20 protein-coding genes are annotated in these 18,809 nt (G+C 60.2%); 14 read left to right on the plus strand and 6 right to left on the minus strand.

Annotation, left to right across the window (positions count from 1 at the left end):
* Positions 1-159 precede the first annotated feature (159 nt).
* From nudC to I6L35_RS10400, 8 genes are all read left to right on the plus strand, one after another.
* Positions 160-939, plus strand: coding sequence for an NAD(+) diphosphatase (nudC, locus tag I6L35_RS10365; RefSeq protein ID WP_216980196.1), 780 nt, complete (start codon positions 160-162; stop codon positions 937-939).
* Between the two features lie 182 nt (positions 940-1,121).
* Positions 1,122-2,189, plus strand: a complete 1,068-nt coding sequence (gene hemE, locus I6L35_RS10370) for a uroporphyrinogen decarboxylase (protein ID WP_005335440.1) — start codon at positions 1,122-1,124, stop codon at positions 2,187-2,189.
* Between the two features lie 112 nt (positions 2,190-2,301).
* A complete protein-coding gene (locus I6L35_RS10375) occupies positions 2,302-3,231 on the plus strand; it encodes an ROK family protein (protein WP_201908573.1) in 930 nt (309 codons plus the stop codon).
* Between the two features lie 60 nt (positions 3,232-3,291).
* Complete coding sequence (epd, locus tag I6L35_RS10380) at positions 3,292-4,302, plus strand: erythrose-4-phosphate dehydrogenase (protein WP_005335438.1); 1,011 nt, start codon at positions 3,292-3,294, stop codon at positions 4,300-4,302.
* Positions 4,303-4,363: 61 nt separating this feature from the next.
* On the plus strand, positions 4,364-5,527 hold the full coding sequence (locus I6L35_RS10385; RefSeq protein ID WP_005340965.1) for a phosphoglycerate kinase: 1,164 nt from the start codon (positions 4,364-4,366) through the stop codon (positions 5,525-5,527).
* A 115-nt stretch (positions 5,528-5,642) separates the two neighbouring features.
* Entirely contained in the window at positions 5,643-6,722 is a 1,080-nt protein-coding gene (gene fbaA / locus I6L35_RS10390; protein ID WP_005340963.1) for a class II fructose-bisphosphate aldolase, read from the plus strand.
* A 159-nt stretch (positions 6,723-6,881) separates the two neighbouring features.
* Complete coding sequence (locus I6L35_RS10395) at positions 6,882-8,186, plus strand: FAD-binding oxidoreductase (protein ID WP_216980197.1); 1,305 nt, start codon at positions 6,882-6,884, stop codon at positions 8,184-8,186.
* A 239-nt stretch (positions 8,187-8,425) separates the two neighbouring features.
* Complete coding sequence (locus tag I6L35_RS10400; protein ID WP_216980198.1) at positions 8,426-9,013, plus strand: hypothetical protein; 588 nt, start codon at positions 8,426-8,428, stop codon at positions 9,011-9,013.
* 54 nt (positions 9,014-9,067) lie between these two features.
* Here the strand turns inward: I6L35_RS10400 and I6L35_RS10405 are convergent, their stop codons facing one another.
* From I6L35_RS10405 to cutA, 3 genes are all read right to left on the minus strand, one after another.
* Complete coding sequence (locus I6L35_RS10405) at positions 9,068-9,481, minus strand: hypothetical protein (RefSeq protein ID WP_204419541.1); 414 nt, start codon at positions 9,479-9,481, stop codon at positions 9,068-9,070.
* A 134-nt stretch (positions 9,482-9,615) separates the two neighbouring features.
* Complete coding sequence (locus I6L35_RS10410; protein ID WP_216980199.1) at positions 9,616-11,406, minus strand: protein-disulfide reductase DsbD; 1,791 nt, start codon at positions 11,404-11,406, stop codon at positions 9,616-9,618.
* Complete coding sequence (gene cutA, locus I6L35_RS10415; RefSeq protein WP_216980200.1) at positions 11,403-11,720, minus strand: divalent-cation tolerance protein CutA; 318 nt, start codon at positions 11,718-11,720, stop codon at positions 11,403-11,405. The genes I6L35_RS10410 and cutA overlap by 4 nt, the downstream gene beginning before the upstream one ends.
* A 245-nt stretch (positions 11,721-11,965) precedes the next feature.
* Between cutA and I6L35_RS10420 the strand changes: the two genes are divergently transcribed.
* On the plus strand, positions 11,966-12,322 hold the full coding sequence (locus I6L35_RS10420) for a hypothetical protein (protein WP_216980201.1): 357 nt from the start codon (positions 11,966-11,968) through the stop codon (positions 12,320-12,322).
* Positions 12,323-12,484: 162 nt separating this feature from the next.
* Here I6L35_RS10420 and I6L35_RS10425 read toward each other — a convergent pair whose 3' ends face one another.
* Positions 12,485-12,931, minus strand: coding sequence for a PACE efflux transporter (locus I6L35_RS10425; protein ID WP_216980202.1), 447 nt, complete (start codon positions 12,929-12,931; stop codon positions 12,485-12,487).
* Between the two features lie 125 nt (positions 12,932-13,056).
* Here I6L35_RS10425 and I6L35_RS10430 point away from each other — a divergent pair, with 125 nt between their 5' ends.
* Positions 13,057-13,938, plus strand: a complete 882-nt coding sequence (locus I6L35_RS10430; protein ID WP_021229472.1) for a LysR family transcriptional regulator — start codon at positions 13,057-13,059, stop codon at positions 13,936-13,938.
* A 6-nt stretch (positions 13,939-13,944) separates the two neighbouring features.
* Here I6L35_RS10430 and ygfZ read toward each other — a convergent pair whose 3' ends face one another.
* On the minus strand, positions 13,945-14,853 hold the full coding sequence (gene ygfZ, locus I6L35_RS10435; RefSeq protein WP_216980203.1) for a tRNA-modifying protein YgfZ: 909 nt from the start codon (positions 14,851-14,853) through the stop codon (positions 13,945-13,947).
* A gap of 111 nt (positions 14,854-14,964) precedes the next feature.
* On the opposite strand from ygfZ, the gene I6L35_RS10440 reads away from it, so the two are divergent.
* Positions 14,965-15,234 carry a succinate dehydrogenase assembly factor 2 gene (locus I6L35_RS10440; protein ID WP_033112786.1) on the plus strand — a complete coding sequence of 90 codons (270 nt, stop codon included), beginning with the start codon at positions 14,965-14,967 and terminating at the stop codon, positions 15,232-15,234.
* A gap of 19 nt (positions 15,235-15,253) precedes the next feature.
* Positions 15,254-15,646 (plus strand): protein YgfX, encoded by a 393-nt coding sequence (locus I6L35_RS10445; RefSeq protein ID WP_216980270.1) that lies wholly within the window; start codon positions 15,254-15,256, stop codon positions 15,644-15,646.
* Between the two features lie 155 nt (positions 15,647-15,801).
* Here I6L35_RS10445 and nadB read toward each other — a convergent pair whose 3' ends face one another.
* A complete protein-coding gene (nadB, locus tag I6L35_RS10450; protein WP_216980204.1) occupies positions 15,802-17,409 on the minus strand; it encodes an L-aspartate oxidase in 1,608 nt (535 codons plus the stop codon).
* A 182-nt stretch (positions 17,410-17,591) separates the two neighbouring features.
* On the opposite strand from nadB, the gene rpoE reads away from it, so the two are divergent.
* Complete coding sequence (gene rpoE, locus I6L35_RS10455) at positions 17,592-18,173, plus strand: RNA polymerase sigma factor RpoE (RefSeq protein WP_005335411.1); 582 nt, start codon at positions 17,592-17,594, stop codon at positions 18,171-18,173.
* 22 nt (positions 18,174-18,195) lie between these two features.
* On the plus strand, positions 18,196-18,801 hold the full coding sequence (locus I6L35_RS10460) for an RseA family anti-sigma factor (protein ID WP_216980205.1): 606 nt from the start codon (positions 18,196-18,198) through the stop codon (positions 18,799-18,801).
* Positions 18,802-18,809: the final 8 nt, after the last annotated feature.

Here is an 18,809-nt window from a genome sequence, read left to right on the forward strand (position 1 = left end):
CTTTATTTGCGCCATCCGTTTTTTACGAATGGGACAATCGGCCACAGCGGGGTCGTCAGCGACCCGTGCTGGTCGTAAGATGGGAGCCATTCGTGCGGCGTTTGCCCCTAGGTCGGCCAGCCGTGGTCAGGGTTTTGTTTTAACGAGAGTGTTTATCTGATGTCATTAACCGAACAAGCCCGCTGGTTCGTGCTGGGGGGCGATCATCTGGTACTGCTCGATCACCAGGGTCAAGTGCCACAGGGCAGTAAAGCGTGTCTGCCCGCAGCGCTGGCTGACGCCCATTTCGAGCGTTTCGACGAGTGGCAGGGGCTGCCCTGTTATCTGCTCGATCTGGGGGCTGAGGCCGACACGACTATGATGGCCCCCCTGCGTCAGTTGATGGTGGCGGGGGACGAGGAGGGCTTTCGCCTCGCTGGCCGTGCCTGGCAGCTCGTTACCTTTCGCCGCACCCACCGTTTCTGCGGCGAGTGCGGTGCCCCCATGACCCCGAAGGCGGGGGAGTGGGCGCAGGTGTGCCACCTCGGCCACACGGCCTATCCGCGTATATCCCCCTGCATTATCGTGGCGGTGCGCAAGGGGCCGGAGATCCTCTTGGCGGCCCATCGCCGTCACTATCAGGCGGACGATCCCATGTATACCGTGCTGGCCGGCTTTGTGGAGGCGGGGGAGAATCTCGAGCAGTGCGTGGCGCGGGAGGTGTTCGAGGAGAGCGGCATCCGGGTGCGCAATGTGCGCTATGTGGCGAGCCAGCCCTGGCCATTCCCCCACAGCCTGATGATGGGCTTTACCGCCGATTACGAGAGCGGCGAAATCCGGGTGCAGGATGATGAACTGGTCGCTGCCGATTTCTTTGCCGCCGACCGGCTGCCGCGTTTGCCACCTCACGGCACCATCGCCCGGCGGCTGATCGAGCGTTCGCTGGCGGGCGAGGGGTAACGAGGCGCTTATCTTTTCGCCAATCTTTTTGCACTTCTTTTTAAAAACGGGGGGCTCTGGTTTGCGCCCCTTCACATCTTTGCAACCGTGCGCCCATTTGCCACGTTTTGGGCAGTCCGCTCCGGTGGGCAAAGTGGTATTATGGCCGCCATTTTATGCGTGATACGAACTCAGGAACTGGGATGAAAGAGCTGAAGAACGATCGATACCTGCGCGCTTTGCTGCGTCAGGATGTGGACATGACCCCGGTATGGATGATGCGCCAGGCTGGCCGTTATCTGCCGGAATACAAGGCGACTCGCGCCCAGGCGGGGGATTTCATGTCCCTGTGCCGCAACGCCGAGCTGGCCTGTGAAGTCACCCTGCAGCCGCTGCGCCGCTACCCGCTCGATGCCGCCATCCTCTTCTCCGACATCCTCACCGTGCCCGATGCCATGGGGCTCGGTCTCTACTTCGAGCAGGGTGAAGGCCCGCGCTTCGAGCGTCCGATCACCTCCATGGCCGATGTGCAGGCGCTGCCCATTCCGGATCCGGAAGATGAGCTGGGCTACGTGATGAACGCGGTGCGCACCATCCGCCGCGAGCTGAAGGGCGAAGTGCCGCTGATCGGCTTCTCCGGCAGCCCATGGACCCTGGCCACCTACATGGTGGAGGGGGGCAGCTCCAAGGCGTTCACCAAGATCAAGCAGATGATGTATGCAGAGCCGCAAACCCTGCACCTGCTGCTCGACAAGCTGGCCGACAGCGTGATTGCCTACCTCAACGCCCAGATCAAGGCGGGTGCGCAGGCTGTCATGGTGTTCGACACCTGGGGCGGCGTGCTCACCCCGCGCGATTACCGCGACTTCTCCCTGCAGTACATGCACAAGATTGTCGATGGCCTGATCCGCGAGCACGACGGTCGCCGCGTGCCGGTCACCCTGTTTACCAAGAACGGTGGTCAGTGGTTGGAGCAGATTGCAGCCACCGGTTGCGATGCGCTGGGTCTGGACTGGACCACAGACATTGCCGACGCCAAGCGTCGGGTCGGTGACAAGGTAGCGCTGCAGGGCAACATGGATCCCTCCATGCTCTACGCCACTCCTGCTCGCATCCGTGAAGAGGTCGCCTCCATTCTGGCCGGTTTCGGTCACGGTAATGGCCACGTATTCAACCTCGGCCACGGCATCCATCAGGATGTGAACCCGGAACACGCTGGCGTGTTTGTCAACGCGGTACACGAGCTCTCCGCCCAGTACCACGGTCGCTAAGGCCGGGGTGAGAGAAGAATAGTTTGTTTGAAATCCGGGGCCGTCAGGCCCCGTTTTACATTAAAAAATGGCGCCGCGATGACGAGAGCGTGGCGGCCGTGCAGGAGGCAAGATGAGCAGCAAGTCACTGGATTGGGGTATCGATCTTGGCGGTACCAAGTGTGAATGCGTGGTGCTGGATGGCGACGAGGTGCTGCTGCGCCACCGCATCCCCACCGAGCGGGCTGGCGGTTATGAGCACATGATCGGCCAGATCGCCAAGCTGGTAGCTGAGTGCGCCGAGAAGATTGGCCAGCGCCCGACTGTCATCGGCATGGGCACGCCGGGGGCGCGGGATCCGCAGACCGGCCTGATGAAGAACTGCAACACCACCGAGCTCAACGGCAAGCCGTTCAAGGAGGATCTGGAGCGCAAGCTGGGCGTGCCGGTACTGATTGCCAACGACGCCAACTGCTTCGCGCTGGCAGAAACCCATTTGGGGGCGGTGCGCCAGCACCACCCCGATGCCAAGGTTGTATTCGGCATCATCATGGGCACCGGGGTCGGCTCCGGTATCGTCATCAACGGCCAGATCCTCAACGGCCACCACGGCATCGCCGGTGAGTGGGGCCACAACGTGCTTTCCCCTGATGGCCCCGAGTGCTACTGCGGCAAGCGTGGCTGCGTCGAGACCCTGATCAGCGGTCCGGCGCTGGAGGCCTGGTACGAGGCGAAGGCCAAGCGCCACCTCTCGCTCGCCCAAATCGCGGCCGCCACGGCTCACGATCATGTGGCCAAGCTCACCATCGACCGGCTGCACCTGCTGTTTGGTCAGGCGCTGGCCAATGTGGTCAACATTCTCGACCCGGATGTGATCGTCATCGGCGGTGGGGTGGGCAATGTGCAGAGCCTTTACAGCGCCGGACGGCAGACAATTTTGCCCTTCCTCTTTAATCCCCGCTTCGCAACCCCCATTATTGCTCCTGCCCTGGGTGACAGTGCCGGGGTATTCGGGGCCGCACTGCTGGCCCGCGGTGAATTCAAGGAGGCCCTGCTGTCGTAGCCGGGGCTCCCGGGTGGCCGGTGTGCCGCCCTGTTGCTGGTTAAAGGAAACGGATTCTCGATGATCAAGATTGCCATCAATGGTTACGGGCGGATCGGTCGCAACGTGTTGCGAGCCCTCTATGAAAGCGGGCGCGACAAGACCATCAAGATCGTCGCCATCAACGAGCTGGCGGCCCCCGAGGCCATGGTGCACCTGACCCGTTACGATACCAGTCACGGTCGCTTCCACCATCCGGTGCAACTGGCGGGCAACAGCATGCTGGTGGGGGAGGATCTTATCTCCCTGTTTGCCGAGCGGGATCCGTCAAAGCTGCCGTGGCGGGCGCTGGGAGTCGATGTGGTGCTCGATTGCACCGGGGTATTCGGCTCGCGGGCCGATGCCGAGCTGCATCTGGCTGCGGGGGCGGGCAAGGTGCTCTTCTCCCACCCGGCGGATGCCGATGTGGATGCCACCGTGGTCTACGGGGTCAACCATCATACCCTCACCGGAGCGGAGCGGATCGTCTCCAACGCCTCCTGTACCACCAACTGCGTGGTGCCGGTGATTGAAACATTGCATCGAGAATTCGAGATAAATTGTGGTACTATTACGACAATTCATTCGGCCATGCATGATCAGCAAGTCATCGATGCCTACCACAGTGACTTGCGCCGAACCCGCGCTGCCAGTCAGTCCATCATTCCGGTGGACACCAAGCTGGCAAAGGGGCTGGAGCGTATCCTGCCCCACTTCGCCGGCAAGTTTGAGGCGATCGCGGTGCGGGTGCCGACCATCAATGTAACAGCGATGGATCTCAGTATTACTGTTCGTAAAAAAGTGACAGTTACTGACGTAAATCAAGCCCTGCAACGGGCATCCAGAGGTACATTACACGGTATTCTGGATTACACGGAAGAACCTCTGGTCTCCGTAGACTTCAATCATGATGCACACTCCTGCATCATTGATGGTACCCAGACCCGGGTGAGCGATGCCAACCTCGTCAAGATGTTGATGTGGTGCGATAACGAATGGGGCTTCGCAAACCGGATGCTGGATACCACCCGGGCCATGATGGCCGCAGGCTGAGCCTGCCCCGGGCGAAAGGTTACTGTTTTTAACATTACCTGGAAAATATAGAGGACTGAATATGTCTGTTATCAAGATGACTGACCTGGATCTGGCGGGTAAACGCGTTCTGATCCGTGCTGACCTGAACGTACCGGTAAAAGACGGCAAGGTCACCTCCGATGCACGTATCGTTGCGACTCTGCCGACCATCAAGCTGGCTCTGGAAAAGGGCGCCAAGCTGATGATCACCTCCCACCTGGGTCGTCCGACCGAGGGTGAATACAACGAAGAATTCTCCCTGGCTCCGGTTGTCAACTATCTGAAAGACGCTCTGTCCTGCCCGGTTCGCCTGGCCAAGGATTACCTGGATGGCGTAGAAGTCGCTGCCGGTGAGCTGGTTGTGCTGGAAAACTGCCGCTTCAACAAAGGCGAGAAGAAGAACACCGAAGAGCTGGCCAAAAAATACGCCGCCCTGTGTGATGTCTTTGTAATGGATGCGTTCGGTACTGCTCACCGCGCCGAAGGTTCCACCTACGGTGTTGCTCAGTTCGCACCTGTTGCTTGTGCCGGTCCGCTGCTGGCGGGTGAACTGGAAGCCCTGGGCAAAGCCATGCTGAAGCCCGAGCGCCCGATGGTTGCCATCGTTGGCGGCTCCAAGGTCTCCACCAAGCTGACCGTTCTGGAATCCCTCTCCAAAATCGCTGACCAGCTGGTTGTCGGTGGTGGCATCGCCAACACCTTCATCGCTGCTGCCGGTCACAACGTCGGCAAGTCCCTGTGCGAGCATGATCTGATCGATACCGCCAAGAAACTGGCTGCCGAGACCAACATTCCTGTGACCACCGACGTGGTTGTAGGTGCCGAGTTCTCCGAGTCCACTCCGGCCACCATCAAGTCTGTTAACGATGTGACCGACGGCGACATGATCTTCGACATCGGCCCGGATTCTGCCAAGGCTCTGGCTGACATCATCATGAACGCCAAGACCATCCTGTGGAACGGCCCGGTTGGTGTGTTCGAGTTCGACCAGTTCGCTGAAGGCACCAAGGTTATCGCTGAAGCCATCGCTGCTTCTCCGGCCTTCTCCATCGCTGGCGGTGGTGACACCCTGGCTGCCATCGACAAGTTCGGCATCGCTGACAAAGTCTCCTACATCTCCACTGGCGGCGGCGCCTTCCTGGAGTTCGTAGAAGGCAAGGTTCTGCCGGCTGTTGCGATTCTGGAACAGCGCGCCAAAGCCTAATTGACCCGGAACGGGGGGCAAAAGCCTCCCGTTTCGTTTATCATGTGCCCGCTGTGCCGGTTCATGATGAACCCCCCATTTTTTATTAACGGCATACGAGACAGGACGATTAAACATGTCTAAGAAAATTTTCGACTTCGTAAAACCCGGCGTGATCACTGGTGATGACGTTCAGAAAGTGTTCGCCATCGCTAAAGAGAACGGCTTCGCTCTGCCGGCCGTAAACTGCGTTGGTACCGACTCCGTTAACGCCGTACTGGAAGCTGCCGCCAAGGTTAAAGCGCCGGTTATCGTTCAGTTCTCCAACGGTGGTGCCGTGTTCACCGCCGGTAAGGGTCTGAAGCTGGAAGGTCAGAAAGCCGCCATCCTGGGTGCCATCTCTGGTGCCAAGCACGTTCACGCTGTTGCCGAAGCCTACGGCGTGCCGGTAATTCTGCACACCGACCACGCTGCCAAGAAGCTGCTGCCGTGGATCGACGGTCTGCTGGAAGCGGGCGAGAAGCACTTTGCTGAAACCGGCAAGCCGCTGTTCTCCTCCCACATGCTGGATCTGTCCGAAGAGTCTCTGGAAGAGAACATCGACATCTGCTGCGAGTACCTGACCCGCATGGCCAAGATGAACATGACTCTGGAGCTGGAACTGGGTTGCACCGGTGGCGAAGAAGACGGCGTCGACAACAGCCACATGGATCAGTCCGCTCTGTACACCCAGCCGGAAGATGTTGCTTACGCTTACGAGCGTCTGTCCAAGATCAGCCCGCGTTTCACCATCGCTGCCTCCTTCGGTAACGTACACGGTGTATACAAGCCGGGTAACGTCAAGCTGACCCCGTCCATCCTGGACGCTTCCCAGAAGTACGTTTCCGAGAAGTTTGGTGTTCCAGCCAAGTCTCTGGACTTCGTATTCCACGGTGGTTCAGGTTCCACTCTGGAAGAGATCCGCGAGTCCATCTCCTACGGCGTAGTGAAGATGAACATCGACACCGACACCCAGTGGGCAACCTGGGAAGGTCTGCTGAACTTCTACAAGAAGAATGAAGCTTACCTGCAAGGCCAGTTGGGCAACCCGGAAGGCGCCGACAAGCCGAACAAGAAGTACTACGATCCGCGCGTATGGCTGCGTGAAGGTCAGACTTCCATGATCGCTCGTCTGGAGAAAGCATTCTCCGACCTGAACGCCATCGACGTACTGTAATTCGTTACAGCACCTTGATTGCATGAAAAGGCGCCCTTTAGGGCGCCTTTTGCATTTCTGTGATCCGCACCGGTTGGTGAGTGGAGGAGGAACTGGGTATTATCGAAACAACTTTGCTTATTTTATTAAACAATTTGCAACCAAGGCAGGATGCTGAGTATGCAGGCAGGAAAGCACATCGGATATCAGGAGCACGTCGCCTCCTACTACGCGGCCACCCGCAACGACTCGCAACAGTGGCCCGAGCTGGAGGGGGAGCACAAGGCTGACGTCTGCATCATCGGCGGCGGTTTTACCGGTCTCAATACCGCCATCAATCTGGCGGATGCCGGTTACAAGGTCGCCTTGCTGGAGGCCAACCGTATCGGCTGGGGCGCCTCCGGGCGCAACGGCGGTCAGCTTATTCGCGGTATCGGCCACGATACCAGCCAGTTTGCCCGCTGGATTGGCGAGCAAGGAGTGCGCGAGCTCGATTTGATGGGGCTGGAGGCGGTGCAGCTGGTGCGCGAGCGGGTCGAGCGCTTCAATATCGACTGCGATCTTACCTGGGGCTACTGCGACCTCGCGACCCGTCAGCGCCATCTGGCCGGTTTCGAGGAAGATCTCGACCATCTGGCGAGCCTCGGCTATGAGCACGAACTCAAGCTGGTCCCGCGCGAAGATATCCATAGCGTGGTGGGGTCGGATCGCTATATCGGCGGCCTTATCGACATGGGCTCCGGCCATCTCCATCCCCTCAATCTGGCGCTCGGCGAGGCGCGCGCCGCCGCCAGCCTCGGGGTCTCCCTGTTTGAACACTCCAGAGTGACCCATATCGACTATGGCAAGCTGGTCGAGGTGACCACGGCTCACGGGCGGGTCACTGCCGACTATCTGGTGATCGGCTGCAACGCCTATCTCAATGACCTCAATCCGGAGCTGGGGGGGCGGGTGCTGCCCGCGGGCTCCTACATCCTCGCCACCGAAGTGCTGGATCGCCGCTTGCGCCAGCGATTGCTGCCGCAAAACATGGCGGTGTGCGATCAGAATGTGGCGCTCGACTACTACCGCCTCTCCGCCGATGGTCGCCTGCTGTTTGGCGGGGCCTGCAACTACTCGGGAAGGGATCCCCGCGATATCAAGGCCTTTATGTTGCCTAAGATGCTGCGGGTCTTCCCCGAGCTGGCTGGCACCGCCATCGAGTTTCAGTGGGGCGGGATGATCGGGATCGGCGCCAACCGGCTGCCGCAGATTGGCCGCTTGAAGGAACACCCCAACGTGCTCTACGCCCAGGCCTATTCGGGTCACGGTCTCAACGCCACCCATATGGCGGGCAAGCTGGTAGCCGAAGCGATCCGCGGCGAAAGTCGGGGTTTCGATCTCTTCGCCAGCGTGCCCCATATCACCTTCCCCGGCGGCCCGGCGCTGCGCTCCCCGCTGTTGGCACTGGGTATGTTGTGGCACCGGATGAAGGATATCTTCTGACCCCCATTGTCAGCCTGCGCAGTGATGGCTGAACGCCAGTCCCCTTGCCAACCTCTTGTTTATAGCGGGTTAGCACAATCGTTCCGCCTGATAGACCAAAAGATGCATTCGCGCCAATCTCGTCCGGTTGGCGCTATCTTTTAGGTGTGAGAGCGGTTATCTGCCAAGGGGACGAGGGTGTGTCTGCTTGCCGGAATACTTGCCGAGAAAGAGCTGAGGACGGGGAGAGGAGGGCCAAGATGGAGATAAATGTGGTCGCGTCAGGCGGGCTCAGCCCGCTGGCGCAACGGCAGGGTTCTCCCGCTGTGCAGGCACAGGAGCGGGCTGCGACTTCACCATCAACAGGCAGTGACAGCCTGGTGCGCGACCTTGGCGCTGTGCTGAATGAGCTGGGGCTGTCACCGCAAGGGGAGAGCAGCGGCGGTGGCACTGTTTCAATCAGGGATTCGCTGGAAGCGTTCATCAACACCATGATGGGCTCCCTGCAACAGCAGCAGGAGCAACAGTTGGCATTGCAGCAACAACAGCGGCAAGAGCAGGAAAAGCGCAAACTCGCCATCGCCGACAGCAGCGAAAACCCGCTCAAGCGGGATCTGGAGCGCCTGCTGGAGACGCTGGATCAGCAGGGCGGACAGGAAAAAGCGAGCGAGCAAGGAGCCGAGCGTGAAGCGGTCAACCCCTTGCAGAGCCAGCTGACCAAGCTGCTGGAGAGCAGTGGTGCGGCAGAGAGCGGGGTCACCCTCAAGGAGGTGCTGTCAGGGTTGTCCAGCAAGCTGCCGAGCGAACCTGCCGAGCGAAAAGGCTATCGGGTCGATACCCAGGTTTGAGCTGGTTGGCAACGGCAGTCCAGTCGTTGCAGTGCGCAAGGGGCGGGCAGCCCTTTATTGGGCCGGTTCCGCCAGCCGCCACCCCTGTTCGTCCTTCATCATCCACACCTCGGCCTCTTGTGGCAGCACCTGGCCCGCCTCGAACTCGCCAAATTTGCGCTCGAGCTCCATCAGCCCCATCTCCTGCTGGAAGGGGCCAACCCGGTCGTAGACCAGGTCCTCGTCGTGCAACACCTGCAACTGATCGAGCCCCTGCTTGAAGTGGAGCTGGTAACTCACCTTGACCAGATAAACCCCCTCCATCCGCTCCTCCTTGCCGAGGATAGTGAAATCGCTGATCTCGAACAGGTTGGCGTCTGTCTCGGCCAGCAGCCTAGCGGTAACTTGGCTCCTGATATCCTCTTCACCGGGCCCTGCACTGCAGCCATAAAGCCAGAGGGCTAGCAGGGGGATGAACCACTTTTTCATCAAAACTCCGGACGGGCGAGACAATCGAAGGGCAAATTCTGCCATGCTGCCGGTCATATACAAGGGATTGCCAGAAAAATCAGTGCGTAACGTATAAGGCTGCCCCTGTCTGTCGACAGACAGGGGGCTGCTGGTCAGCGTAGCTGATCAAGTTTGCCCAGAAACTCGGTCGGCCCCATAAAACCGGTGACCCGCTGGCCTGTCAGCTCCTTGCCCTCGCGGTCGAAGAAGATAAGGGTCGGCAACCCCAGCACATTGAGGGTGTTGAGCAACTCGATATCGGCATCGTCATTGGCGGTGACATCCGCCTGCAGCAGCACCATTTGGCTGAAGCGCTCCCGCACCGCGAGGTCGCTGAAGGTCTTGTGTTCAAACTCCTTGCAGGCGACGCACCAGTCGGCGTAGAGGTCGAGCAGAACCGGCTTGCCGCGGGCGGCGGCCAGCTGCACCTTGAGATCATCTAGGGTCTTGATGCGGACAAACTGCGGCGCCGTTTGACTGGCATCCGCCGTGACGGCAGCAGGGGCGGCCGGTTGCAGCAGCAGACCCTTGCCCACCACCACGGCACTGATCATCGCCAGCAACAGCACGAAACCGCGTACGCTTTTGGCCACCGAGTGGGGTTGGTGCTGGTTGTGGTGATAGAGATAGCCGCATAGCAGCAGTCCCCAGCCAAGCCAGGCGAGGGTGGTGACCTGATCACTCCAGAGCCGTGACAGCAGCAGGATGGGTACCGCCAGCAGGGCGAAGCCAAACAGCTGCTTGATCACATCCATCCAGGCGCCCGCTTTGGGCAGCAGCTTGCCGCCCGAGGTGCCGAGCAGCAGCAGCGGCAGCCCCATCCCGAGCGAGAGGGCATAGAGCGCCGCAGCACCGAGCCAGAGATCGCCGCTCTGGGCCACGTAGATCAGCGCCCCCGAGAGCGGCGCCGTGGTGCAGGGGGAGCAGACCAGCCCGGAGATCATTCCCATAATGGCGACCCCGGCCACCGAGCCGCCCTGCTGGCGGTTGGAGAGGCCGGAGAGACGGGTTTGCAAACTGCTCGGCAGTTGCAAGGTGTAGAGCCCGAACATGGAGAGGGCCAGCAGCACGAACATCACCGAGAGGCCGATCAGCACATAGGGGTGTTGCAGCGCCGCCTGGAATTTAAGACCTGCCGAGGCCACTACCAGCCCCAGCAGGGTGTAGGTGACCGCCATCCCCTGCACATAGACCATGGAGAGCAGGAAGGCGCGGCCGGTGGAGAGGCGATGGCCGGCACCGGCGATGATGCCGGTCAGGATTGGGTACATGGGGAATACGCAGGGGGTGAAGGCGAGCCCCAGCCCCAGCGCGAAGAAGGCGACGATGCTGAGCCAGAAACCCTGATTGCCGAGGGCGGCGGCGAGCTGATCCTGCTGGCTAACCGGTGCGACGCTTTGTGCCGTTTCAGCAGTGGATGCTGTGGTTGCCGTGACCAGCGGGGCCACATCGATCAGCTTGTCAGTCGGCGGGTAGCAGAGGCCGTCGGTACAGCCCTGATAGCGCACCCGCAGGGTGGCGTTTTCCCCCACCTCCTTTAGCGGCACCGCGATGCTCACCTGCTGGTAGTAGACCCGGGTCTTGCCGAAGAAGTCATCCTCATGCTCGGTCCCCTCTGGCAGGGTCGGCTCGCTGAAGCTGAGGTTGTGCCCCTTGAAACGCAGGCTGTGGCGATAGAGGTAGTAATCGTCGGCGATGTGGAGGGTCAGCAGCAACTGATCGCCGCGCTGTTCGCTTTCGATCTGAAAGGCCTCATCGACCTGCAAAAATTTGGGCTTGGCATTGGCCTCAATGCCCAGCGAGCTGAGCAGATCGGAGCCGCTGGCGTGGGCCGGGGAGCTGCCCACTGTTGTCATCAACAGGGCACAGAGCAGCAGAGGAGAGAGCAGGCGGGTGAGCGTCATGAGGTCTCCTCATTCAGCCAGTCCAGATAGGCAGGTAGTCCGGCACTCACCGGCAGGGCCAGCAGCTCGGGAACCTCATAGGGGTGATTGGCTTGAATACATACCTGCAGCTCGGCAAAGAGTGGCTGGCGGGATTTGATGATGAGCTGGATCTCGGTGGTGCGCTCCACCTTGCCTTGCCAGCGATAGACGGAGGTGACGCCCGGCAGTTGATTGATGCAGGCGGCCAGTCGCTGGTTCAGCAGCTGTTCGCAGAGAAGGTCGGCACTGGTTTGATCTGGGCAGGTGCAGAGCACCACAATGGCGTCGGTCATAAAGCGGATCTTCACCTCGTTGGGGTAAACCGGGTAGGCGCCCTTGCCGTGTCATCCCTTGTCTATGCGGATGAAGGTAAAAAGCGCCCTAAAATCAGCGGCTACTATACCTCAGAGCCGCTTCAAATAGCATCTGTAGCCATTTGTGAGCCAGCGCTAAAAATTTGTGGGGGGCATGAGATAGACGCTGTCATGGGGACAGGGCAGAATGGGCGGGCTTGTTCCCTATTGACGTAAGGATATGTATGACCCAACAGAATGAGCAGCAGAGAAACCGCATGTTGAGCCTGCTGCGCGAAGGTGAGCGCCGCATGTTGGTTCAATTGGCCGGGCTGTTGCGCACTACCGCCGATGAAATCAATGCCGAGCTGGAGAAAGAGGAGTTGATGGGAACCCTTGATCAGCCCATCACGGTGGAGTATCTCAACGGCGTGGTGCAGCACCATCTGTTCGAGCGCAAACACAAGGGAGATATGGCTGTTGCCCAGCAGATCCTGAGCGATTATCAGAGCGAGCTGGAAGCGCTGCAGGCCGCTCAGGCGCAGCCTGAAGAGGCTGTCGCAACTGACGAGAGCGGCGAAGAGCTCAAGGCCCGGGCTTGAGCGACGGGCAGGCCTGAATCCTTACCTCTGAATCAGCGGGCCTGCCAGCGCTGACCCCTCTTGCGGCCCCATCATGTCTGCCATGATGGGGCCGTGTCGTTTCTTCTGTTGCCTTCCCTTGTTGACCTTCACTTCTCGGTTTCAATCCAACTGATTCGTGCCTTAGCGCACCTCTTGTGGTATGCCGTGCGGCACTTCGCGGGGGATGGGGAACACCTTGTCATAGCCCCAGTTGTAGACGAAGGCATAGATCAGGTAGAAGACGACGAAGCCCAGATCCAGCACCAGCGCCTCCAGCATGCTGACGCTCAGCCACCAGGACATGACCGGCAGCGCGACGATCAGCAGACCGCCCTCAAAGCCGAAGGTATGCAGCACCCGTTGCCACAGTGTTTTGTGGGTATGGCCCTGATATTTGAGCAGCAGCTTGTCGACCCCGATGTTGTAGATGTAGTTCCAGACGGTGGCCAGCACCGAGAAGAACAGTGCCAGCGGGCCCATATGGTTGAGCCCGACCCCGGTAACCCAGCTGGCCAGCGGGGCGGCAATCAGCAGGCCAATGAATTCAAAGCCAATGGCATGGCGCAGGCGATCGTTACGGGTACGCATAAGTCACTCTCTCAATCAGGTTCATTCACGAATTGCAGGTTAATCTATAGAACTTTCGCGATAGATTCATGTTGGTATCCATCGCTAAAATAGATGGGTGAGAGGGTTTGCCGGAGGGCAACAAGATGACGCCATCACTGGAACAACTGAGGATCTTGCTGGCGGCCGCCGAAACCGGCTCGTTTTCCGCTGCCGCCCGCAAGCTGGGCAAGGCACAGTCGGTAGTGAGCAGCGCTATCGCCAATCTGGAGATCGATCTGGCGCTCACCCTGTTTGACCGCAGCGGCCGCTATCCGCAGCTGACGGAGGCGGGGGCCCGCATGGTGCAGGAGGCGGGGATCCTGCTGGCGCAGAGTGAACGGTTGCAATCCATTGCCGGAGAGCTGGCGGCCGGGGTGGAGACGCGCCTCACCCTGGCCATCGATGATGACTCCCACCTCCCCTGGCTCGGCACCCTGCTGGAGGCGTTCGCCACTCGTTACCCGACAGTGGAGCTGGAGCTGCTCTTCCCGCTGATGGAGGATGTGACCGAGATGCTGGTGACCGGCCGGGCCCAGCTCGGCATCAGTTATCAGAAGGTGCATCCCCAGAGAGAGATTGTCGCCCATTCGCTGGGGGAGGTGACCATGCCGCTGGTGGTGTCACCGGATCATCCGCTGGCCCGCAAGCAGCCGCTGCGGGAGGTCGATCTGCAGGGGGCACGCCAGCTGATGGTGACCGGCCGACGGGAAGGGAGCGAGCGCCAGCGTTTTCGCATCTCGGCTCAGGTGTGGTGGGTCGAAGGGGATCTCGGGGTGCTGGAGCTGGTCAAACGGGGTCTTGGCTGGTCCGCCATTCCGGAATTTCTGCTGCATCAGCCGCTGAAGCGGGGTGAAGTGGTGGTGCTGGAGCCGGACTTTATCGCCAGCCACGCGCTGGCGCTGGAGTTGCAGTGGCATCGCGCCCGCCCGCTGGGGCAGGCGGGGCGCTGGCTGAAGGAGGCACTGCTGGCGCGGGTGCCTCGCTAGCCGACCTTACTCGGTCAGGGCGTAAGGCAGGGGTTGCAGGGTGAGGCGGGAGCCTTCGTCCTGCTTGAGGCGGAATTGGGCGTCAGCCTCGGTATCTTTTGGTAGCACGGCGGTGAGCCACACCTGCCCGGCCTGTTGCCAGGCGTTGAGCACCATGCCGCTACGGCGCCAGTTGTCACCCAGTTGCAGCTCAAGGGTATCGCCGCTGGCGACCTGCTCGCCGGTAGTGCCCGCCAGCAGGAACAGGGCGCGGTTGTTGGCGCCGCGATATTTGGCGCGAGCCACCGTCTCCTGCCCCATGTAGCAGCCCTTGTTGAAGCAGATGCCGTCGAGCGCCTGCAGGTTGAGCATCTGCGGGATGAACTCGCCCTGATGCACCGCCTCCATGTGCGGCAGGCCTGCCTTGATCTCGAGCCCCCACCAGAGGGATTCGTCACCCGCCGGCAGCGCATCGGCCTGCTCACTGCTCACCAGCAGCCAGCGATCCTGTTCGATCTTCACCGCCATGCCGCAAGCGACCAGGCCGCTCTGCTCCAGACCAAACTGCGCGGCGACCCACGCATCGGTACCCTTGCCAGCCAGGCCGGTGGCGTGGCGTTCGTCGGCGGCAATCTCGACCTTGGAGAAGACGGCAAATTTTTTCAGCTCCGGCAGCTGGCGCTCCAGCACCGAAGGGGTGGTCAGCAGCAGCAGGCTCTCTTCAAGGCAGAGCAGGCGAAAATCGCTCCACAGCTTGCCCTTGGGATCACAGTGACCACCCAGCGTGCTCTGCCCCGGTTGCAGGGCGTTGACGTCGCAGGTGACCTGACCTTGCAGATATTTGACGCGATCCTGACCACTCAGTCGGGTGATGGCTATCTTGGTCAGGGCGAAGCGGGTCGGCTCGGCAGGAAAAACAGGGGGTTGCAGGCTCACGATGGTATTCCAGAGAGAAAGTATGTGACCTGCATGGTAAAGACGTAACTAATGTTTGTCAGCCGGAAAATCCAGCTGGTACCATCCTCGGGTCTTTGTAAGGAGAGTTCCATGTTGAGCCCAGTTGAAAAATCCCGCCTGAAGTGGGCCTGCCGCCGTGGCATGCTCGAGCTGGATGTTGTTTTTATGCCCTTTTTCGAACACGAGTTCGACTCCCTGAGCGAAGCCGATCAGCAGACCTTTATCCGCCTGCTGGAGAGCGATGATCCGGACCTGTTCCGCTGGACCATGGGGCACGCAGTGCCGGCCGATCCCGCCTTCAGCGCCATGATCAAGATGATCCTGGAGCGCAATCAGGCCCGTCACGACCGTCAGGCCTGATGCCGTGGAGCGGGTGATCATCCCTGTTCACCCCTCCCGCCATCAGCAATATTTGCTGGTGGCCCTCTTTCTGTTGCTGCTCTGGCCGGTGGCTGGCCTGATTGCCGGTTGGCTGTGGGCGCTGTTGCTGCCCGTCTGGCTGGTGGCGCTCTGGCTGAGCTGGCGCTCCCTCGCCGCGCCCCCGTTCGAGCTTGTCTGGGATGGCCAGTGGCTACAGTGGCAAGGTCGTCGCTATCAGCTCGACAAGAAAAGCCGCATTCTGCCCGGTGTGCTCAGGCTGGCGCTTTGTCCCGATCCGCAAGAGAGTGGAGCCGTGTCGCCACGGCAATTGTGGCTCTTCTCCGACGCCCTTCCCCCCGAACATTACCGCCTGCTGGCGCGAGCCATCCACTTTCTGCCATCCCGGCGCTGACGCCTGCTTCCCGTGATAACCATGTGCTGATTTATCGCGATAAGCTGCTGCCATGTGGCTGGCGGCACTCTTTTTGTGGCTGAAAAGCGGTTGAAAACAAGTGACCCCGCCGGGGCGGGGTCACTGATTGGTGCAACGCTTTGCGGGAAGGGGGATTAATCCCGCTCCGGGGTCAGCACGGTCGGTTTGGAGTCCGGCAGCATATCCGGATAATCCAGGTTGTAGTGCAGGCCGCGGGACTCCTTGCGCTGCAGAGCGCAGTTGACGATAAGCTCGGCCACCTGCAGCAGGTTGCGCAGCTCCAGCAGGTTGTTGGAGACGCGGAAGTTGGCGTAGTACTCCTGCACCTCCTGCTTGAGCAGGTCGATGCGGCGCTTGGCGCGGGCCAGGCGTTTGTTGGTACGCACTATCCCCACGTAGTCCCACATCATCAACCGCAGCTCGTGCCAGTTGTGCTGGATCACCACCAGTTCGTCGGAATCTTCCACCTTGCTCTCGTCCCACACCGGCAGGCGCGGCGGCTCCACACTCATCGGCAGCTTGGCCAGAATGTCGGCCCCCGCCTGATGGGCATAGACCACGCATTCCAGCAGGGAGTTGGAGGCCATGCGGTTGGCACCGTGCAGCCCGGTGTAGGTCACTTCACCGATGGCGTAGAGGCCGGGAATATCGGTCTGGCCGTTGCTGTCGATCATCACTCCGCCACAGGTGTAGTGGGCGGCTGGGACGATGGGCATCGGTTCCTTGGTGATGTCGATACCGACCGCAAGGCAGCGCTCATAAATGGTCGGGAAGTGCTTGATGATGAAATCGGCCGGTTTGTGGCTGATATCCAGATACATGCAATCCGCCCCGAGCCGCTTCATCTCGTGGTCGATGGCGCGAGCGACGATATCGCGTGGCGCCAGTTCGGCCCGCTCGTCAAACTCCGGCATAAAGCGGCTGCCGTCCGGGCGGCGCAGATAGGCCCCCTCGCCACGCAGTGCTTCGGTCAGCAGGAAGTTGGGATCATCCGGGTGGAACAGGCTGGTGGGGTGGAACTGGTTGAACTCCAGGTTCGCCACCCGGCAGCCGGCCCGCCACGCCATGGCGATGCCATCGCCAGAGCTCACATCGGGGTTGGAGGTGTACTGGTAGACCTTGGAAGCACCGCCGGTGGCCAGTGCCACGAAGCGGGCGCGGATCACCTCGACCTGCTCGGCGTTGCGGTTCCAGACGTAGGCGCCCAGCACCTTGTTGCCCGGCAGGCCGAGCTTGCGGGTGGTGATGAGGTCGACCGCGTTGAAGCGCTCCATCAGCTGGATGTTGGGGTGAGCGCGCACCTGATCGATCAGGGTGAGCTGTACCGCCTTGCCGGTGGCATCCGCCGCGTGGAAGATGCGGCGATGGCTGTGGCCCCCTTCCCGGGTGAGGTGGTATTGGGACTCGCCCTCGGCGTTCTCCTCCTGATCGAAGGGGACCCCCTGCTGAATGAGCCACTGGATGGACTCGCGGGCGTGGCGAGCGGTGAACTCGACCACTGCTGGGTCACACAACCCGGCGCCCGCGTTGAGCGTGTCGCTCACGTGGGATTCGATGCTGTCGGTTTCGTCGAAAACGGCAGCGATGCCTCCTTGCGCATAGAAAGTGGCCCCTTCACTGATGGGCCCCTTGCTCAGAACCAGGACTTTGGCATGGTCTGCCAATCGCAACGCGAGGGACAAACCAGCGGCACCGCTGCCAATGATCAGTACATCGCAAAGGTATTCAACACTTGCTTTCATAAGTATCATTGGCCTGGATTAAGAACTGGCACCATGGTAGCCCAAGCGAGGGCGAGGATGCAGCCTGCATCACATTTTTTTCAATTGAAGCGAACTTTCTCTGATTCTCCCTGTCTGAACTTGTGCGCTTAGGAAGGGCCGGAAAAGAAAAACGATAACCTGATGGGGGTTTTACGGCTCTGATGAGCGACCAGAATCTACTGGACGAACAGCTGGTTGAACGGGTCCAGCGCGGCGATAAAGCAGCTTTCAACCTGTTGGTAAAAAAATACCAGCATAAGGTGGTCAACCTGGTTGCCAGGTATGTCAACAATCCCGGTGATGTGCCCGATGTGGCGCAAGAGGCCTTTATAAAAGCCTACCGTGCATTGCCGACATTCCGTGGCGAAAGTGCTTTTTACACCTGGTTGTACCGAATTGCCGTGAACACGGCGAAGAATTATCTCACCTCCCAGGGGCGCAGGCCGCCCAGCAGTGATGTGGAGGCTGACGAAGCGGAGTCTTATGGTGGTGGTGAAGCCTTGCAAGAGGTCTCAACCCCTGAAAACCTGGCGCTGACTGACGAGATCAAACGTACCGTGTTTTCAGCCATAGAGGCATTGCCGGAAGACCTGAGGACAGCTATCACCCTCCGCGAACTGGAAGGGCTGAGCTACGAAGAGATTGCCGAAATCATGGATTGCCCTGTGGGTACGGTCAGATCCCGTATCTTCCGGGCGAGGGAAGCAATCGATAAAAAGCTGCAACCTCTGATCGAGAATTAACTGGGGAAAGACGGGTTAACTTATGGCAAATAAAGAGCAAATCTCTGCCCTGATGGATGGTGAGCTGAGTGACGCAGAGGTACTGAACGAGCTGGAGATGGACTCCGACTTGCAAGATACTTGGGGTCGTTACCACCTGATCGGCGATGCCATGCGGGGTGACCTGCCGGTCAATCTGCAACTGGATCTCAGTGACAGCATCATGACTGCGCTGGAGGATGAGCCCACCATACTGGCACCCAAGCCGGTTGAGACTGCGTCGGTGGTACAACCGGTCGTTGCACCGATCAAGACAGATTCCAACAATGTGGTGCCCCTGTTTCGTCGGGTCGGCCAGCAGCTGGGACAATATGCCATTGCCGCCTCCGTGGCCGCCGCTGTTATCTTCGGAGTGCAGCATTATCAGGGACAGGATGGCGTTCCGGCCAATCCGGTGCTCAATACCATTCCAATCGGTGGCAGCGCGGCGCCTGTGAGCGTCCATTATCCGCAACAGGATGGTGCCCGTGCCCGTCAGCAAGGTCTGACCGAACAGCAGATGCAGGAACAGCGGGAGCGGATCAACGCCTTCCTGCGTGACCACCAGTTGCAACAACGCCTGTTGCAAGACAGGCAGAACCAACAATAACGAGTCGT

The organism is Aeromonas sp. FDAARGOS 1405 (assembly GCF_019048265.1).
GTDB lineage: Bacteria > Pseudomonadota > Gammaproteobacteria > Enterobacterales > Aeromonadaceae > Aeromonas > Aeromonas veronii_A.

What these genes read in the sequence shown, in the direction of transcription:
- nudC (WP_216980196.1), top strand. Translation starts at nt 160, where the DNA reads ATGTCATTAACCGAACAAGCCCGCTGGTTCGTGCTGGGGGGCGATCAT.
- hemE (WP_005335440.1), top strand. Translation starts at nt 1,122, where the DNA reads ATGAAAGAGCTGAAGAACGATCGATACCTGCGCGCTTTGCTGCGTCAG.
- I6L35_RS10375 (WP_201908573.1), top strand. Translation starts at nt 2,302, where the DNA reads ATGAGCAGCAAGTCACTGGATTGGGGTATCGATCTTGGCGGTACCAAG.
- epd (WP_005335438.1), top strand. Translation starts at nt 3,292, where the DNA reads ATGATCAAGATTGCCATCAATGGTTACGGGCGGATCGGTCGCAACGTG.
- I6L35_RS10385 (WP_005340965.1), top strand. Translation starts at nt 4,364, where the DNA reads ATGTCTGTTATCAAGATGACTGACCTGGATCTGGCGGGTAAACGCGTT.
- fbaA (WP_005340963.1), top strand. Translation starts at nt 5,643, where the DNA reads ATGTCTAAGAAAATTTTCGACTTCGTAAAACCCGGCGTGATCACTGGT.
- I6L35_RS10395 (WP_216980197.1), top strand. Translation starts at nt 6,882, where the DNA reads ATGCAGGCAGGAAAGCACATCGGATATCAGGAGCACGTCGCCTCCTAC.
- I6L35_RS10400 (WP_216980198.1), top strand. Translation starts at nt 8,426, where the DNA reads ATGGAGATAAATGTGGTCGCGTCAGGCGGGCTCAGCCCGCTGGCGCAA.
- I6L35_RS10405 (WP_204419541.1), bottom strand. Translation starts at nt 9,481, where the DNA reads ATGAAAAAGTGGTTCATCCCCCTGCTAGCCCTCTGGCTTTATGGCTGC.
- I6L35_RS10410 (WP_216980199.1), bottom strand. Translation starts at nt 11,406, where the DNA reads ATGACGCTCACCCGCCTGCTCTCTCCTCTGCTGCTCTGTGCCCTGTTG.
- cutA (WP_216980200.1), bottom strand. Translation starts at nt 11,720, where the DNA reads ATGACCGACGCCATTGTGGTGCTCTGCACCTGCCCAGATCAAACCAGT.
- I6L35_RS10420 (WP_216980201.1), top strand. Translation starts at nt 11,966, where the DNA reads ATGACCCAACAGAATGAGCAGCAGAGAAACCGCATGTTGAGCCTGCTG.
- I6L35_RS10425 (WP_216980202.1), bottom strand. Translation starts at nt 12,931, where the DNA reads ATGCGTACCCGTAACGATCGCCTGCGCCATGCCATTGGCTTTGAATTC.
- I6L35_RS10430 (WP_021229472.1), top strand. Translation starts at nt 13,057, where the DNA reads ATGACGCCATCACTGGAACAACTGAGGATCTTGCTGGCGGCCGCCGAA.
- I6L35_RS10440 (WP_033112786.1), top strand. Translation starts at nt 14,965, where the DNA reads ATGTTGAGCCCAGTTGAAAAATCCCGCCTGAAGTGGGCCTGCCGCCGT.
- nadB (WP_216980204.1), bottom strand. Translation starts at nt 17,409, where the DNA reads ATGAAAGCAAGTGTTGAATACCTTTGCGATGTACTGATCATTGGCAGC.
- rpoE (WP_005335411.1), top strand. Translation starts at nt 17,592, where the DNA reads ATGAGCGACCAGAATCTACTGGACGAACAGCTGGTTGAACGGGTCCAG.
- I6L35_RS10460 (WP_216980205.1), top strand. Translation starts at nt 18,196, where the DNA reads ATGGCAAATAAAGAGCAAATCTCTGCCCTGATGGATGGTGAGCTGAGT.